At 71.2% G+C, this 14,156-nt stretch carries 15 protein-coding genes; 11 read left to right on the forward strand and 4 right to left on the reverse strand.

All coding sequences use genetic code 11. The features are described from left to right. Nucleotides 1-12: 12 nt before the first annotated feature. Together AB0M95_RS17670 and AB0M95_RS17675 are read left to right on the forward strand one after the other, a co-directional pair. The gene (locus tag AB0M95_RS17670; RefSeq protein WP_363765307.1) at nucleotides 13-1,191 is read left to right on the forward strand and encodes a hypothetical protein; all 1,179 of its coding nucleotides are present in this window, start codon (nucleotides 13-15) and stop codon (nucleotides 1,189-1,191) included. Further along, nucleotides 1,188-1,955: a WecB/TagA/CpsF family glycosyltransferase gene (locus AB0M95_RS17675; protein ID WP_363765310.1), complete on the forward strand. Its 768-nt coding sequence runs from the start codon at nucleotides 1,188-1,190 to the stop codon at nucleotides 1,953-1,955. The genes AB0M95_RS17670 and AB0M95_RS17675 overlap by 4 nt, the downstream gene beginning before the upstream one ends. Nucleotides 1,956-1,959: 4 nt before the next feature. On the opposite strand, the gene AB0M95_RS17680 is transcribed toward AB0M95_RS17675, so the two are convergent. Then, entirely contained in the window at nucleotides 1,960-2,802 is an 843-nt protein-coding gene (locus AB0M95_RS17680) for a glycosyltransferase (protein WP_358516979.1), read from the reverse strand. 35 nt (nucleotides 2,803-2,837) lie between these two features. Between AB0M95_RS17680 and AB0M95_RS17685 the strand changes: the two genes are divergently transcribed. Together AB0M95_RS17685 and AB0M95_RS17690 are read left to right on the forward strand one after the other, a co-directional pair. After that, nucleotides 2,838-3,479 (forward strand): acyltransferase, encoded by a 642-nt coding sequence (locus tag AB0M95_RS17685; protein ID WP_358516977.1) that lies wholly within the window; start codon nucleotides 2,838-2,840, stop codon nucleotides 3,477-3,479. Further along, nucleotides 3,476-4,492, forward strand: coding sequence for a hypothetical protein (locus AB0M95_RS17690; protein ID WP_363765314.1), 1,017 nt, complete (start codon nucleotides 3,476-3,478; stop codon nucleotides 4,490-4,492). Before AB0M95_RS17685 ends, AB0M95_RS17690 begins: the two co-directional genes overlap by 4 nt. Nucleotides 4,493-4,674: 182 nt before the next feature. Here AB0M95_RS17690 and AB0M95_RS17695 read toward each other — a convergent pair whose 3' ends face one another. Together AB0M95_RS17695 and AB0M95_RS17700 are read right to left on the reverse strand one after the other, a co-directional pair. Next, nucleotides 4,675-5,664 carry a hypothetical protein gene (locus AB0M95_RS17695; RefSeq protein WP_363765317.1) on the reverse strand — a complete coding sequence of 330 codons (990 nt, stop codon included), beginning with the start codon at nucleotides 5,662-5,664 and terminating at the stop codon, nucleotides 4,675-4,677. A gap of 76 nt (nucleotides 5,665-5,740) precedes the next feature. Continuing rightward, nucleotides 5,741-6,412 (reverse strand): hypothetical protein, encoded by a 672-nt coding sequence (locus AB0M95_RS17700; protein ID WP_363765320.1) that lies wholly within the window; start codon nucleotides 6,410-6,412, stop codon nucleotides 5,741-5,743. 178 nt (nucleotides 6,413-6,590) lie between these two features. On the opposite strand from AB0M95_RS17700, the gene AB0M95_RS17705 reads away from it, so the two are divergent. From AB0M95_RS17705 to AB0M95_RS17735, 7 genes are all read left to right on the forward strand, one after another. Beyond that, entirely contained in the window at nucleotides 6,591-7,778 is a 1,188-nt protein-coding gene (locus tag AB0M95_RS17705) for a hypothetical protein (RefSeq protein WP_363765323.1), read from the forward strand. Beyond that, the gene (locus tag AB0M95_RS17710) at nucleotides 7,775-9,121 is read left to right on the forward strand and encodes an O-antigen ligase family protein (protein ID WP_363765326.1); all 1,347 of its coding nucleotides are present in this window, start codon (nucleotides 7,775-7,777) and stop codon (nucleotides 9,119-9,121) included. Before AB0M95_RS17705 ends, AB0M95_RS17710 begins: the two co-directional genes overlap by 4 nt. 167 nt (nucleotides 9,122-9,288) lie before the next feature. After that, nucleotides 9,289-9,849, forward strand: a complete 561-nt coding sequence (locus AB0M95_RS17715) for an isochorismatase family protein (RefSeq protein ID WP_363765329.1) — start codon at nucleotides 9,289-9,291, stop codon at nucleotides 9,847-9,849. Nucleotides 9,850-10,040: 191 nt separating this feature from the next. Next, nucleotides 10,041-10,478 (forward strand): Fur family transcriptional regulator, encoded by a 438-nt coding sequence (locus AB0M95_RS17720; RefSeq protein WP_358516964.1) that lies wholly within the window; start codon nucleotides 10,041-10,043, stop codon nucleotides 10,476-10,478. A 29-nt stretch (nucleotides 10,479-10,507) separates the two neighbouring features. Continuing rightward, nucleotides 10,508-12,739 carry a catalase/peroxidase HPI gene (gene katG, locus AB0M95_RS17725; RefSeq protein ID WP_363765332.1) on the forward strand — a complete coding sequence of 744 codons (2,232 nt, stop codon included), beginning with the start codon at nucleotides 10,508-10,510 and terminating at the stop codon, nucleotides 12,737-12,739. Nucleotides 12,740-12,990: 251 nt separating this feature from the next. Then, entirely contained in the window at nucleotides 12,991-13,392 is a 402-nt protein-coding gene (locus tag AB0M95_RS17730) for a hypothetical protein (protein WP_363765335.1), read from the forward strand. A 122-nt stretch (nucleotides 13,393-13,514) separates the two neighbouring features. Beyond that, the gene (locus AB0M95_RS17735) at nucleotides 13,515-13,736 is read left to right on the forward strand and encodes a hypothetical protein (protein ID WP_363765338.1); all 222 of its coding nucleotides are present in this window, start codon (nucleotides 13,515-13,517) and stop codon (nucleotides 13,734-13,736) included. Between the two features lie 27 nt (nucleotides 13,737-13,763). Here the strand turns inward: AB0M95_RS17735 and AB0M95_RS17740 are convergent, their stop codons facing one another. Next, complete coding sequence (locus AB0M95_RS17740) at nucleotides 13,764-14,087, reverse strand: DegT/DnrJ/EryC1/StrS family aminotransferase (RefSeq protein WP_363765341.1); 324 nt, start codon at nucleotides 14,085-14,087, stop codon at nucleotides 13,764-13,766. Nucleotides 14,088-14,156: the final 69 nt, after the last annotated feature.

Here is a 14,156-nt window from a genome sequence, read left to right on the forward strand (position 1 = left end):
GGGTGGTGAGCGATGACTCGCCATGAGGGTCGTCTCGGCGCGCTCGCCGAGGTCGACGCGTCCGCGGCGGAGCTGGTCGACCGTATGGTCGCGCTTTCGGTCCGCGGGCTTCCTCCCGGTTACGCCAATGGTGAGTTCGTCTTCACCAGGCGGGGAAAGCTCGGCGCCGACGGGCGCTGGACGGCCGTCCCCGAGGGCCGCAGCGTGCGCTACAGCGCGATCGTCGCCCTCGGCGTGGCCCCGCTGCCGCGGGAAGCGCAGCGCGCCGCGCTGGCCGGCGACCTTGTGGGCGACCTGGTGGGCAACCTGGTCCGCGGGCTCCCGGGGGTCACCAACCTCGGCGACGTCGCCCTGATCACCTGGGCGGCCGCCGAGGCCGGGCACGAGGGGCTGGAGCAGGGCCTCGCGCGGCTGGCCGAGCTGGAGGCGGGGCTGCGCGACGGCGAGCCGGTGTACACGGTCGAGGCGGCGTGGGCGCTGGCCGCGCTGGTCGCCGCGCACCGCGTGCGGCCGGGCGCCGAGCTGGAGAAGCGCATGGCCCGCGCCCGCGAGAGGCTGCTGACCGGGCTCGGCGACGACCGGCTGTACCGGCACGTCATCGGCCCCGCGTCCTGGTACCGCGCCCACGTCGGCTGCTTCGCCGACCAGGTGTACCCGTTGCAGGCCCTCGCCCGCCTGCACGCCCACACCGGCGACCAGGCGGCCCTGCGCGCGGCCGAGCGCGTCGCCGGGGGCATCTGCGCGGCCCAGGGCGAGCACGGCCAGTGGTGGTGGCACTACGACGCCCGCACCGGCGGCGTCGTCGAGGGCTACCCGGTGTACAGCGTCCACCAGCTCTCCATGGCGCCGATGGCGCTGCTCGACCTCGCCGACGCGGGCGGCACCTCTTATATGAAGGAGATCGCCCTCGGCCTGCACTGGATGACCTCGCGGCCGGAGATCGACGACGAGCTGATCATCGAGGAGCTGGACCTGACCTGGCGCAAGGCCGCCAGGGACGACCCCAAGAAGATCGTGCGCGGCGTGCGCGCCGTGGCCACCGCGATCAACCAGGGGTCCAGGCTCGGCGTGCTCGACCGAATCTACCCGCCGCTCGCCGTCGACCGCGAGTGCCGCCCGTACGAACTGGGCTGGCTGCTGTACGCGTGGCTGTTCTCGCTGCCCCGCGACGTGACCGGCGGCGCCCGGTGACCGCCACGGCCCCGCGCTCGGCGATCCTCGGCATGTCGCTGGACGCGCTCACCATGGAACAGACCATCGCCCGGTGCGTCCTGGCGGTCGAGAACCGCGAGAACCTCACCATCGGCGTGGTCAACGCGGCCAAGGCCGTCCGCATGCGCGAGGACGCCGCGCTGCGCGACTCGGTCGTCTCCTGCGACCTGGTCGTCGCCGACGGGCAGGCCGTCGTGTGGGCGTCGCGCATCCTCGGCAGGCCGCTGCCCGAGCGGGTGGCGGGCATCGACCTGTTCACCTCGCTCATGGCGGAGGGCGCGCGGCGCGGGCACCGCGCGTACTTCCTCGGGGCCCGGCCGGAAGTGCTGGAGCGCGTCGTCGAACGGGTACGCGCGACCTACCCGGGCCTGGTCGTCGCGGGCGCCCGTCACGGGTACTTCACCGACGACGAGGCGCCGTTCGTCGCCGCCGAGATCGGCGCGTCCCGGCCCGACCTGCTGTTCCTCGGCATGACCTCGCCCAAGAAGGAGATCTTCTGCGCGCGGTTCGCCGACGACATCAAGGCGGGCGTCGTCCACGGCGTCGGCGGGTCGTTCGACGTGTTCGCCGGGAAGGTCCGCCGGGCCCCCGCCCTGTGGCAGAGGCTCGGCATGGAATGGCTGTACCGCTTCCTGCAGGAGCCGATGCGGCTCGGCCCGCGCTACATGTCCACCAACACCAAGTTCGCCTGGATGGTGGTGAAGGAGTACGTCCAGGGCCTCGGGCGCGGGCGCCGGGGGTGATCCCTCAGGTCCTGCTGCTCTCGTCCCGCAGCCACGTGGTGTAGTCCTTGGACTTCACCGCGCGGCGCGCCCGCGCCCGCGCGACCAGCGTGACGGCGAGGAACACCGCGAGGTGGGGGACGAGCCACGGCGCGCGGCCCGCGATGCCCGCGAGGTCGCGCAGGCCCGTCCGCGCCTCCTGGCCCTGCATCGGGCCCTGCTCGATCTCGGCCACCACCGTCACCGCGCGCACCCGGCGGCGCATCAGGTCGCCCAGCGTGCGGGGCGGGTGGATGACGGCGCGGGCCGTGCGCACCACCCGCCGCTCGCCGGGGGCGAACGCGAGCGACGCGGCGAGGTCGTCGCCCATGACCGGCGGCAGGTCCATGAGGCGGCGGTTGCCCTCCTCCGACACCGCGATCACGCCCCGCCCGAACAGGCCCTCCCGGACGGCCGGCAGCCGCGTCCACACGGCGTAGTACGCCCGCACCGGCCAGGGACGGTCGCGCAGCGCCAGCGCCCGCTCCGGAGCCGCCGCGAGCGGGCCGCCGGGCGCGGTGAGGGCGTCGCGCAGGGCCCGCACGTCGGCCGTGCCCACCTGCACGTCCGCGTCCACGTAGACGCGCGGGTGGCTGTCCGCGGCCTCGTCGCCGAGGCGCAGCGCCTCCCGCTTGGAGGGGATCTCGGTCTCGACCACGCGGACGCCCTCGTACCCGCGGGCCACGCCCGCCGTGTCGTCGTCGCAGCCGTTGGCCACCACGATGACGTCGAACTCGCCGTCCTTCGCCTCCGCGAGCAGGCTCGTCAGGAGTCGGCCGATTACCCGGGCTTCGTTGTGTGCCGGGATGATTACGCTCGCGCTTGGCATAGTTCCGAAGTATCCACCCTGAAGGGGAATGTCTGATGACAGAACCGCGAATCGCACCCACCGCCGACGTGGACCCGAGCGCCAAGATCGGTGCGGACAGCGCGGTCTGGCATTTAGCCCAGGTACGTGAGGGCGCCGTCCTCGGCGAGGGGTGCATCCTCGGCCGCGGCGCCTACGTCGGCCCCGGCGTCCGGATCGGGGACCGCGTCAAGCTCCAGAACTACGCGCTGGTGTACGAACCGGCCGTGCTGGAGGACGGCGTGTTCGTCGGACCCGCCGCCGTGCTCACCAACGACGTGTACCCGCGCTCCACCGACGTGGACGGCGCGCTCAAGCGCGACGGCGACTGGACCGCCGAGGGCGTCGTCGTCCGCGAGGGCGCCTCCGTCGGCGCGCGGGCCGTCGTCGTCGCCGGGCGGACGATCGGACGCCACGCGCTGGTCGCGGCCGGCGCGGTCGTCACCAAGGACGTGCCGGACTTCGCGCTCGTGGCGGGCGTGCCCGCGCGGCGCATCGGCTGGGTCGGGCGCGCGGGCGTGACGCTGGAGGAGGCCTTCGGCGGCTGGCGCTGCCCCTCCACCGGCGAGCTGTACGCCGAGCACGACGGCGTCCTCAGCGGGCCGTACGCCACGCTCCCCGGCGCGTCCGGCACCGAGCCGGGGGAAGCGCCGGCGTGAACGTCTCCGGCCTGTCCACGCGGGCGCGGGTGGCCGTCCTGGTCGCCGCGGTCGTGGTCCTCGCCGCCGCGGGCACGGTGTACGTCCTGCGCGCCCGCGCCGAGACGCCCGCCGCCGCCCCCCGGCTCACCCCCGGCGCGACGCCCGCGCCGAGCGCGACGGCCCTGGAGCCGGGCGCGCTGATGACGGTCGGCGCCGGGCCCGCGTCCGACAGCGGCATGGTGCGCGTCGCGCCCGGCAGGGGGGAGGGCCCCGCCCGCACCACCGGCCTGCGCTGCAAGCGGTTCTACGCCGCCGCCGGCACCGGCGTCTGCCTGCGCGTCGGCGAGACCCTCACCATCGGCTCGGAGGCCATCGTCCTGGACGACCACCTGCGCGAGGTACGGCGCGTCGCGCTCGCGGGCATCCCCAGCAGGGCGCGGGTCTCGGCGAGCGGGCGCATGGTGGCCTGGACGTTCTTCGTCTCCGGCGACTCCTACCTCAGCGTCGGCTTCTCCACCCGCGCCGGCATCCTCGACACCCGCACCGGCACGCTGGTCAAGAGCCTGGAGGACTTCACGCTGGACAAGGACGGCCGCATCCACTCCGCGGTCGACCTGAACTACTGGGGGGTGACGTTCGCCTCCGACGACAACCGCTTCTACGCGACCGTCTCCACCGGCGGCAGGACGTACCTCGTCCAGGGCGACTTCGCGGCGCGGAAGATGCGCGTCCTGCGGGAGAACGCCGAATGCCCCTCGCTGTCCCCGGACGGCACGCGGCTCGCCTACAAGAAGCGCGTGGGCGGCGCGAGCGACCCCTGGCGGCTCTACACGCTGGACCTCGCGAGCGGCCGGGAGACCAGGCTCGCCGAGCCCGCCAACGTGGACGACCAGGCGGCGTGGTTCGACGACCACACGGTCATGTACAGCAAGCTGCGCGGCGACAGCTCGGACGTGTGGGCGGTGCCGGCCGACGGATCGGGACGCCCGGAACTGCTGGCCCGCGACGCCTTCTCACCCGCAGCCACGTGACAGCGCCTATGGCCGCGCCTTCGGCACGGCCGGTTCGGGGCGCCCCGAACTGTGTCTATTGCCGCGCCTCCGGCACGGCGGGTTCGGGGCGCACTTCAGGCGGCGTTCTTCCGCCCTCAGACGCAAGGGATCGTCCCTCACCCTCGCGCCTGAGGACTCCAGAACACCGCCGCGCCCCGAACTCAGCCCTCGACGGCTTCGCGGGTGTCCTCCCACACGTTGCCCTCGAAGCGGTTGCCCTTGCCCTTGGTGTCGAAGTAGGTGACGGGGCCCCAGAAGCCGCCCTTCGGGAACAGGCGGCGGGTGAACACGTTGTTCAGGATGCGGATGTCGGTCGGCGTGCCGAACTTCCCGGCCCCGCCGTAGATCGTGTAGCCCCCGCCACCCAGCAGGTTGTTCTCGATCAGCACGTCGTGCGCCCGGCTGAAGTCCTGGTAGATCGAGATGGCCGAGGTCTGCGAGAGCTGGTTGAAGATCGTGTTGTGGCGGATCGTCAGCGTCAGCCCGTCCTGCGGGGAGCCGTTGATCTGCGGCCCGGTGATGTGGTCGCCGGGGAACTCCTTGAAGTCGTGCATGTAGGAGTCCTCGATGAGGCCGTGGTCGGTGCCCACGGAGTTCGACACGGTGTGGATGTTCGCCCGGCGCACGGTGATCTGCCCGCCCTGGTTCAGCACCCCCCACTGCGCCTTGACGGTGCCGTTCCCGGAGATCTCGCAGTCCTCGATGACCGCGCCCGACGCCCCCTCCGCCTGGATGACCGACCAGTCGCCCTCGCCGATCACCCGCACGTTGCGCACGGTGACGTCGTCGGCCTTGATGTTGAGCTTGCCGTGAACCTCCAGGTTCTCGACCACGGCCCCCTTCTTCAGGACCGTGACCTCCCCGACCTTCTTCAGCACGCTGCCGGGGCGCAGGCCGGTCGTCTGGGCGGACGGGAAGCCGCCGCCGATGGCGTCGCTCGTGGCGGAGGGACTGGAGGGCACGGTCTCGGCGGAGGGCGTGCGTCCGGGGAGGGGGTCGCGGGCGCCGTCCCGCGTCCCGGAACCGCCGCACGCCGCCAGGGCCGTGACCCCGGCGAGGACGAGCACCGAGAGCCTGGCCGGCCCTCTGAGGCCCGGGGAGCCGGTGGACTCGATGGCTAAGCGGCGTGGGCGTGGTGGCGAAGAGGTCACCAAGGGCTCCAGGGCTCGTATGGGAACGCTCCATAGCGGTCTCGCCGGAGCGCGGGTCACCTACGGGGTCGGGCTTCTACGTGGTCGTACCGGGATGCGGCGGTTTCGGCCGCCGCACGGTGGTCATCATGAGGTGATCGGGGGGGCTGCCGGAGTCGCGCTTGCTGCGGTCACGGGTCATCGACATGACCGCGGCCGACGCCAGCACGGCGATCAGCCCGATGCCGACGGTGGCGCGGCTCTTCTGGAGCGGCTGGCGCTGCGGCCCGAAGATGGACCCGATCGTCTCCCACTTGATCATCACGCGGCCGCTGGCCCCCGAGGAGGTCTGAAGCTTTTCCACCTTCTGCGTGAGAAGCTTGAGCGCCAGGTTCAGGGTGTCGATCGACTCCTTGGGGTCGTCCGACAGCGACTGCAGCGTCGCGTACGGCTGGCCGTACACAGGGAGCTCCTCGTTGCCCCAGTGGGCGACCTGGTACGAGAAGTCGGCCGTGCCGCCCATGGCGCGCAGCCGCTCCCGCGTGCCGGGGTTGTCGAAGTACCGGGCGGTGGCGAGCGCCATGAAGATGTGGTTGTCGGTGAAGTGGTCGTACACCTCGCCCGCGAAGTGATTCGTCTTCGTGATGAACGCGACGGTCACCACACTCTGGTAAAGAGGGGACTTGTATCTCACCCACCACACCGCGAAACCGGCGAGCAGGAAGACCAGTGCCAGGCAGGAGTACCTGATGACCACTCGCCTACGCACCGACACATCGTGACACAGGCCCGACCAGTTTCGCGCCGGGCCTGGCGAAGAAAGCACGCGCAGGAAACACTTGAGGGGGATATGACAACGTTCCGAGGTGCTCGGGCGTCCTACCTCGGCGGCTCGGCGGAGTGGGACCGCACGGAAGTGGCCCGCCGGGCGGGGGTGAAGGGACACTATGGACCTGCTTGATTCGTTGCGTGCGCTGCTGAGACGGTGGCCGGTGACGGCGACGTTGCTGGCCGTCACGCTCGCGGCGACCATCGGAGCGTTCTTCGCGATCCCTTGGCAGTACGAATCCAAGGCCACCGTCGTGTTCCTCTCCTCCAGGAAGGGGTCCCAGCCGGTGGGCGGCAACCCCTGGCTGGCCTTCGACGGGTCGCTGACGATCACGGCCGAGGTCATCTCCCGCGGCATGAGCGACGAGCGCACCCTGCAGAAGCTCAAGGACGAGGGCAAGACCGCCGAGTTCACCGTCGGCCTGGCCCAGGACTCGCGGGGACCCCTCCTCGACATCACCGCCACCGGGCCCGACCCGAAGATCGCCCAGGCCACCATGGAGACGCTCGCCGATCTGAGCCTGGCGCGCCTGACCGAGGTCCAGCAGAAGTCGTCGATCCTGCCGGACGCGACGATCCGGGCCGAGCTCGTCACCTCCACCGAGGAGGCCCAGCTCACCCCGGAGAAGAAGATCCGCATGCTGGTCATCATCTTCGCCGGCGGCATGCTGCTGACCGTCGGCGTGCCGCTCTTCCTGGAGTCGATGGCGCAGAAGCGCCGCCGGGTGAGCCAGGGCGGCGACCCGAGGGCGTCCATGACGGGCCCGTTACCAGTCGTCCCGACGCATCAGCAGCGCATGCCCCGATCCACCTCCGCGCCGCGCCCCGGCGGCCCCACGGTGCCGCGCAGCCGTCCCCCCGCGCGCTCGCCGAGGCCCATCGAGCCGCCCGAGCCGCGGGTTTACGACCGCCGCCTCGCCTCCCCGGGCAGGCCGCCGGGCCCCGAGCCCCGGGACCCGTGGGCCGGCCAGAAGCGCCCGGAGGAGGGCCACACCCCCACGGCCCCCGCCAAGGCCGAGAAGGACCTCTACGCCGACGGTGACCGGCGCGGCCCGGCCGCCTCCGACGGCAGGGGCAACGGCGCCCGTCCGTCCCGGGGCATGTCCCCGGCCCCGGACTCCCGCCCCTCCGCTGCGGCGACCGACAAGTTCCCCGTCCAGGGCCGCCGCGCCCGCCGCCCGGCGCCGGGTCCGGGCCCCGCTCCCGCTCCCGCTCCCGCTCCCGCTCCCGCGAAGCGTCAGGGCCCCGACGGCGACGCCGATGGCGAGCCGTACATCGTGTTCGACCCCACCAGGCCCGGGCGGTGACGAGCACCCCTTCGGTCGAGCGGACCCACGCCCCCGCTCGGCAGCCTCAGGAGCGCCGCTCCAGGCTGCCGAAGAAGGCACGCGTGGACCCGGTGACGATCATGACGTTCTTCCTGGTCGTCCTGTTCGTCATGCCCGCCCGGTACGTCGTCGGCCCCCTCGGCGGCGCCGGTTCGCCGTCCTCGATGGTGGCCGTGCTGCTGCTGGTCTGGTATTTGATGTCCACCTTGTCCCCCCGGTGGACGCCGATCCGCGGACGCCAGCCCGTCCGCTCGGTCATCGTCTTCTTCGTCCTCGCCGTCCTCGCCAGCTACGTCGCCGCCAACACTCGCCCCCTGTCCGGCGACGAGCTGAACGCCGCCGACCTCGGGCTCGTGCTGGTCGCCGGGTGGGCCGGCATCGCGCTGGTCACCGCCGACGGCATCACCAGCATGGACCGGCTGGAGGTGCTGCGGCAGCGCATCGTCATGGGGGCGAGCTTCCCCGCGCTCGTCGCGATGGTGCAGTTCTTCACCGGCATCGAGGTCACCCAGTACCTCGCGCTGCCCGGCCTGGTCGAGAAGGGCTCGGCCGTGCTGTTCGAGCGCGAGGGCTTCTTCCGCCCGGCCGGCACCGCGACCCACCCCATCGAGCTCGGCGTCGTGCTCGCCGCCATCCTGCCGCTGGCGCTGCACGGCGCGCTCTTCTGCCACGTCCCCGAGCAGCGGCGCAAGCGATGGATCATGGTCGCGCTCATCGCCGCCGCGCTGCCGATGAGCGTGTCGCGCTCGGCGATCCTGGGCCTGTTCGTCGTGATGCTCGTGCTGCTGCCGACCTGGCCGTCGGAGTGGCGGCTCCGGGCGGTCCTGATCTTCGGCGCGTCGTCCATCCTGATGCGCCTGCTCATCCCCGGCCTGATCGGCACGGTGCTCAACCTGGTGTCGGTCATCGGCTCGGACGAGAACTCCACCACGCGCACCGGCGACTACGACGCCGTCGTGGCGGCCGTCTCGCAACGCCCCTTGTTCGGGCAGGGCTTTGCGACCTATCTGCCGCGCATGTACCGCGTCATCGACAACCAGTACCTGATGTCGTCCCTGGAGACGGGGCTGGTGGGCCTGCTCGCGCTGATCGTCTTCCTGCTGGCGGGCTGGGTGCTGGCCCGCCGCGCCCGCCGCGCCGCGACCGACTACGAGACCCGCCACCTCGCCCAGTGCTTCGCGGCGTCCTCGGCCGTCGCCATCTTCGGGTTCGGCACCTTCGACGCCTTCAGCTTCCCCATGATCACCAACGTGATGTTCCTGATCCTGGGCTGCTGCGGCGCGCTCTGGCGCCTCCAGACCCAGCCCCGCGCGCACGCCTGATCGCCTACCCGTACGGCCCCGGCAGACGCCCACTCCCGCCGGCGCGATGTCGCGCGCGTGACGCGAAGACGACGCGGCCCCCGGGGGCCTTTCGGGGGGTCTGGGTTTGTCGGTGGCGCGGGCTAGCGTGGGTCGGCACACGAGGCAAGCGTGAGTAAGGGAAGACCATGACCACACTCAAGAACCGGCCGAACACCGCACTTCTCGTCATCGACGTGCAGAACGGCAACGTCGACGGGGCTCACCAGCGCGACACGGTGGTCGCGAACATCGCCGGCCTCGTCGAGAAGGCGCGGCGCGAGCAGGTCCCCGTCGTCTGGGTCCAGCACTCCGACGAGCAGCTCGTGCGGGGCGGTGAAGAGTGGCGCATCGTCCCCGAACTCACCCGTGCCGACGCCGAGCCGCTCGTCGAGAAGAGCTACCCCGACTCCTTCGAGGACACCACCCTGGAGGCCGTTCTGTCGGGCCTCGGTGTCGGGCGCGTCGTCGTGACCGGCGCCCAGACCGACGCGTGCATCCGCTCGACGCTCCACGGCGCGCTCGTGCGGGGGTACGACGCCACCCTCGTCAGTGACGCCCACACCACCGAGGACCTGACGGCCTGGGGCGCGCCCCCGCCCGCCCAGGTCATCGCCCACACGAACCTGTATTGGACCTACCACACGGCCCCGGGGCGCACGGCCGGCACGGTGGAGACCGAGAACGTCGACTTCACCACCAAGTCCTGAGCCCCGGCGGCACGACATCGAGGTACGGCGGGGGCGGTGCCTGAGACGGCCTGGCCGTGACGCGCTCCCACTTACTTCCTTCCGGACGGCGCGTCACACCACAACGGGCGGACGTCGCCTGGCACGACACACTAAACTTGGGTTATTCGCTCTCTTGAATGGTTCGTGTTTGTGGCGATAGATTTGGTGCCATGAGCGCACCCAAGACTCCGACCACCGCCGAGGAGCTGCGCGGGGCAGGCCTGCGGGTGACGGCCGCGCGTGTCGCGCTGCTCGAAACCGTCCGGGGTGGTGACCACCTCGGGGTCGAGGCGATCGCCTCCAGGGTGCGCGACCGCTTGGGTCACATCTCCCTTCAAGCCGTGTACGAGGCCCTCCAGGCGCTCACCACGGCCGGGCTCGTACGCCGCATCGAACCGGCCGGCAGCCCCGCCCGGTTCGAGGGTCGCGTCGGGGACAACCACCACCACGTCGTCTGCAGGTCGTGCGGTGTCATCGGCGACGTCGACTGCGCGACCGGCGCGGCGCCGTGCCTCGACGCGTCCGACGACCACGGCTTCGCGATCGACGAGGCCGAGGTCATCTACTGGGGCCTGTGCCCTGGCTGTTCCACCGCCCGCAGTTCCTGAGCACCGTCATTCAGTCCGGAAGGATTCCCATGTCTGAGAACAATGATGCGATCGTCACAGACCCGAAGCCGGAGGGCGAAGGGGGCTGCCCGGTCGCGCACGGGCGCGCCCTGCACCCCGCTCAGGGCGGCGGCAACCAGCAGTGGTGGCCGGACCGGCTCAACCTGAAGATCCTTGCCAAGAACCCCGCCGTGGCCAACCCCCTCGGTGAAGAGTTCGACTACGCCGAGGCGTTCAAGAGCCTTGACCTCCCAGCCGTGAAGCGGGACATCGCCGAGGTGCTGACCACCTCGCAGGACTGGTGGCCGGCCGACTTCGGCCACTACGGCCCCTTCATGATCCGGATGGCGTGGCACAGCGCGGGCACCTACCGGATCAGCGACGGCCGCGGCGGCGCCGGGGCCGGCCAGCAGCGTTTCGCCCCGCTCAACAGCTGGCCGGACAACGTGAACCTCGACAAGGCCCGCCGCCTGCTGTGGCCGGTCAAGAAGAAGTACGGCCAGGCGCTGTCGTGGGCCGACCTCATGATCCTCGCCGGCAACGTCGCCCTGGAGTCGATGGGCTTCAAGACCTTCGGCTTCGCCGGCGGTCGCGCGGACGTCTGGGAGCCCGAGGAGGACGTCTACTGGGGCCCCGAGTCCACCTGGCTCGGCGACGAGCGCTACACCGGCGACCGCGAGCTGGAGAACCCCCTCGCCGCGGTCCAGATGGGCCTCATCTACGTCAACCCGGAGGGCCCGAACGGCAACCCGGACCCGCTCGCCGCGGCCCGCGACATCCGTGAGACGTTCCGCCGGATGGCGATGAACGACGAGGAGACCGTCGCCCTGATCGCCGGCGGTCACACCTTCGGCAAGACCCACGGCGCGGGCCCGGCGGACCACGTCGGCGTCGCCCCCGAGGCCGCCCCGATCGAGCAGCAGGGCCTGGGCTGGAAGAGCACCTACGGCACCGGCAAGGGCGCGGACGCGATCGGCAGTGGTCTGGAGGTCACCTGGACCACGACGCCGACGAAGTGGTCCAGCAACTTCTTCTGGAACCTGTTCGGCTACGAGTGGGAGTTGACCACGAGCCCGGCCGGCGCGCAGCAGTGGAAGCCGAAGCACGGCGCCGGTGAGGGCACGGTGCCCGACGCCCACGACCCGTCGAAGCGTAATGCGCCGGCGATGTTGACCACCGACCTCGCGCTCCGGTTCGATCCGGTCTACGAGCAGATCTCGCGGCGCTTCTACGAGAACCCCGACGAGTTCGCGGACGCGTTCGCCCGGGCGTGGTTCAAGCTGACCCACCGCGACATGGGCCCGGTCGTGCGCTACCTCGGCCCGGAGGTCCCGACCGAGACGCTGCTCTGGCAGGACCCGATCCCCGCGGTGACGCACGAGCTCGTCGACGCCGAGGACATCGCCTCCCTCAAGGAGCAGGTCCTCGCCTCGGGCCTGTCGGTGTCCCAGCTCGTGTCCACCGCGTGGGCGTCGGCCTCGTCCTTCCGCGGCAGCGACAAGCGCGGCGGCGCCAACGGCGGGCGCGTCCGCCTCGAGCCGCAGAGCGGGTGGGAGGTCAACGACCCCGACCAGCTCGCGACGGTGCTGCACTCCCTGGAGGGCATCCAGGAGACCTTCAACGCCGCCCAGACCGGCGGCAAGAGGATCTCGCTCGCCGACCTGATCGTGCTCGCCGGCGGCGCGGCCGTCGAGCGGGCCGCCAAGGACGTCGGCGTCGACGTCCAGGTCCCCTTCACCCCGGGCCGCGCGGACGCGTCGCAGGAGGAGACCGACGTCGAGTCGTTCGCCGCGCTCGAGCCGACCGTCGACGGGTTCCGCAACTACCTCGGGAAGGGCAACCGGCTGCCGGCCGAGTACCTGCTGCTCGACCGGGCGAACCTGCTGACCCTGAGCGCCCCCGAGCTGACCGTCCTGGTCGGTGGCCTCCGCGTCCTCGGCGCGAACCACCAGCAGTCGTCGCTCGGCGTCTTCACCGCGACCCCCGGTGCCCTGACCAACGACTTCTTCGTCAACCTGCTCGACCTGGGCACGACGTGGAAGGCGACCTCCGGGGACGCGAACACCTTCGAGGGCCGCGACGCCGCCACGGGCGAGGTCAAGTGGACCGGCACCCGTGTCGACCTGGTCTTCGGCTCCAACTCCGAGCTCCGCGCCCTCGCCGAGGTCTACGCGAGCGACGACGCGAAGCAGAAGTTCGTCAACGACTTCGTCGCCGCGTGGACCAAGGTAATGAACCTGGACCGCTTCGACCTGGTCTGACAACAACGTCCAGGTCGGCCCTCAGGGCCGACCTGGACGCTTTCAGCTCAGAGGCTCACTCACTATGGCGCGCAAGGACATGGCATTCACACGGCCCCTACTCGGCGCCGTTTGCTGGTTGGAGTGCCAGATCTTGAACCAGTGGCGGTACCAGGGTTATCTGATGTACTTCAGATAGCATGGAAGTCATGACAACGAGGAACTTCCCGTACAGCGTCTTTCTCCGTGGGCCGTCGCAGGTTCTGCCTTCCTTGGATGACGCTGACGTCGTGCTCGAACGGCGCGATGACGAGAACCTCATCCTCATGCGTGCGGAGCGATTCGAAGCGAACGTCGCCTCACTGCGCCTCGCGGCCCGTGCCCTGGCGATTCTCGCCCGGCGCAACAGCGTCCTCGCCGAGGAGGTGCTCGGCGAGGAACTGCCCTGGACCGTATGGTTGCCGGAGTCCGAGCGACACGTCTGCGTGCGCGAACTGCTCGCTCACCTCGTCGCCGGAGCGGATACGGGGGAGCTGCTGCCGTTCAGCAGGGCGCTGACCGCCTGGCGGTCCACCGCCGTTGTCTGGAGCGACCCCGGCCTCGCGCGACGCCTGCAGGGCCCGTTCCCCGGCGACGGGCCGGAGGTCGAAAGACCCCTGGGCGAATCCACGTGAGCCGCCGCGGCGGGGAGGTTCCGCGCCCGAGGCCCTGGACCGTCCGTTTCGCGGACCGGCAGGCGGCCGAGGGATGGGGTCATCTTCTTGTCCAGGCGCCGGAGAACACCGATCGGGCCTGGGTGGCGATCACCGGCGACCCTCGCCACGTGGGCGGTCGCCAGCATGCCCTCAAGGGGGCTCTGAGCACGGTCAAGATGGGCGGCCAGTCGTTGGAGCAGTGGCAGTACGAGGCCACCGCCGGTGGGCGAATCTGGTACGCCATCTATGACGAAAACCGCACGCTATGGATCACTTGGGCCGGGACAGGTCATCCCAAGGAGACCGACCGCCGGAGGCGGTGAAGGTGCCTCCGGCGGAGCAGTGTTTGGTTAGAGGTGGGTTAGGAGGGATTCGAGGGTTTCGGCTACTCGTTCCTGCTGGCTGGGGGTCAGGTGGGGGTGCATCGGGAGGGAGAGGATTTCGGTGGCGGCCTTTTCGGCGACGGGGAAGTCGCCGGGGGCGTAGCCGAGGTCGCGGAAGGCCGGTTGGAGGTGCACGGGGGTCGGGTAGTGGATCTGCGCCTGGATCCCGGCGGCGTGCAGCCCGGTCATGATCTTGTCGCGCGCGGGGACGCGGACGACGTACAGGTGCCAGACGTGCAGGTTGCCGGGGGCGGTGCGCGGGAGGCGGATGCCCTCGATGCTGGACAGCATGCGGGTGTCGCCGCGACTGGGTCGGGTCGAGGTGCGGATGTGCAAGCCATGCCGGGAGCGGCAACTGGC

Origin of the sequence: Sphaerisporangium sp. NPDC051017 (genome assembly GCF_040683095.1) — a bacterium.
Classification (GTDB): Bacteria; Actinomycetota; Actinomycetes; order Streptosporangiales; family Streptosporangiaceae; genus Sphaerisporangium.

Bases quoted from the DNA above. Each gene is read 5' to 3' on its own strand.
- AB0M95_RS17670 (WP_363765307.1), top strand. From the start codon at position 13: ATGACTCGCCATGAGGGTCGTCTCGGCGCGCTCGCCGAGGTCGACGCG.
- AB0M95_RS17680 (WP_358516979.1), bottom strand. From the start codon at position 2,802: ATGCCAAGCGCGAGCGTAATCATCCCGGCACACAACGAAGCCCGGGTA.
- AB0M95_RS17685 (WP_358516977.1), top strand. From the start codon at position 2,838: ATGACAGAACCGCGAATCGCACCCACCGCCGACGTGGACCCGAGCGCC.
- AB0M95_RS17705 (WP_363765323.1), top strand. From the start codon at position 6,591: ATGGACCTGCTTGATTCGTTGCGTGCGCTGCTGAGACGGTGGCCGGTG.
- AB0M95_RS17715 (WP_363765329.1), top strand. From the start codon at position 9,289: ATGACCACACTCAAGAACCGGCCGAACACCGCACTTCTCGTCATCGAC.
- AB0M95_RS17720 (WP_358516964.1), top strand. From the start codon at position 10,041: ATGAGCGCACCCAAGACTCCGACCACCGCCGAGGAGCTGCGCGGGGCA.
- katG (WP_363765332.1), top strand. From the start codon at position 10,508: ATGTCTGAGAACAATGATGCGATCGTCACAGACCCGAAGCCGGAGGGC.
- AB0M95_RS17740 (WP_363765341.1), bottom strand. From the start codon at position 14,087: ATGCTGTCCAGCATCGAGGGCATCCGCCTCCCGCGCACCGCCCCCGGC.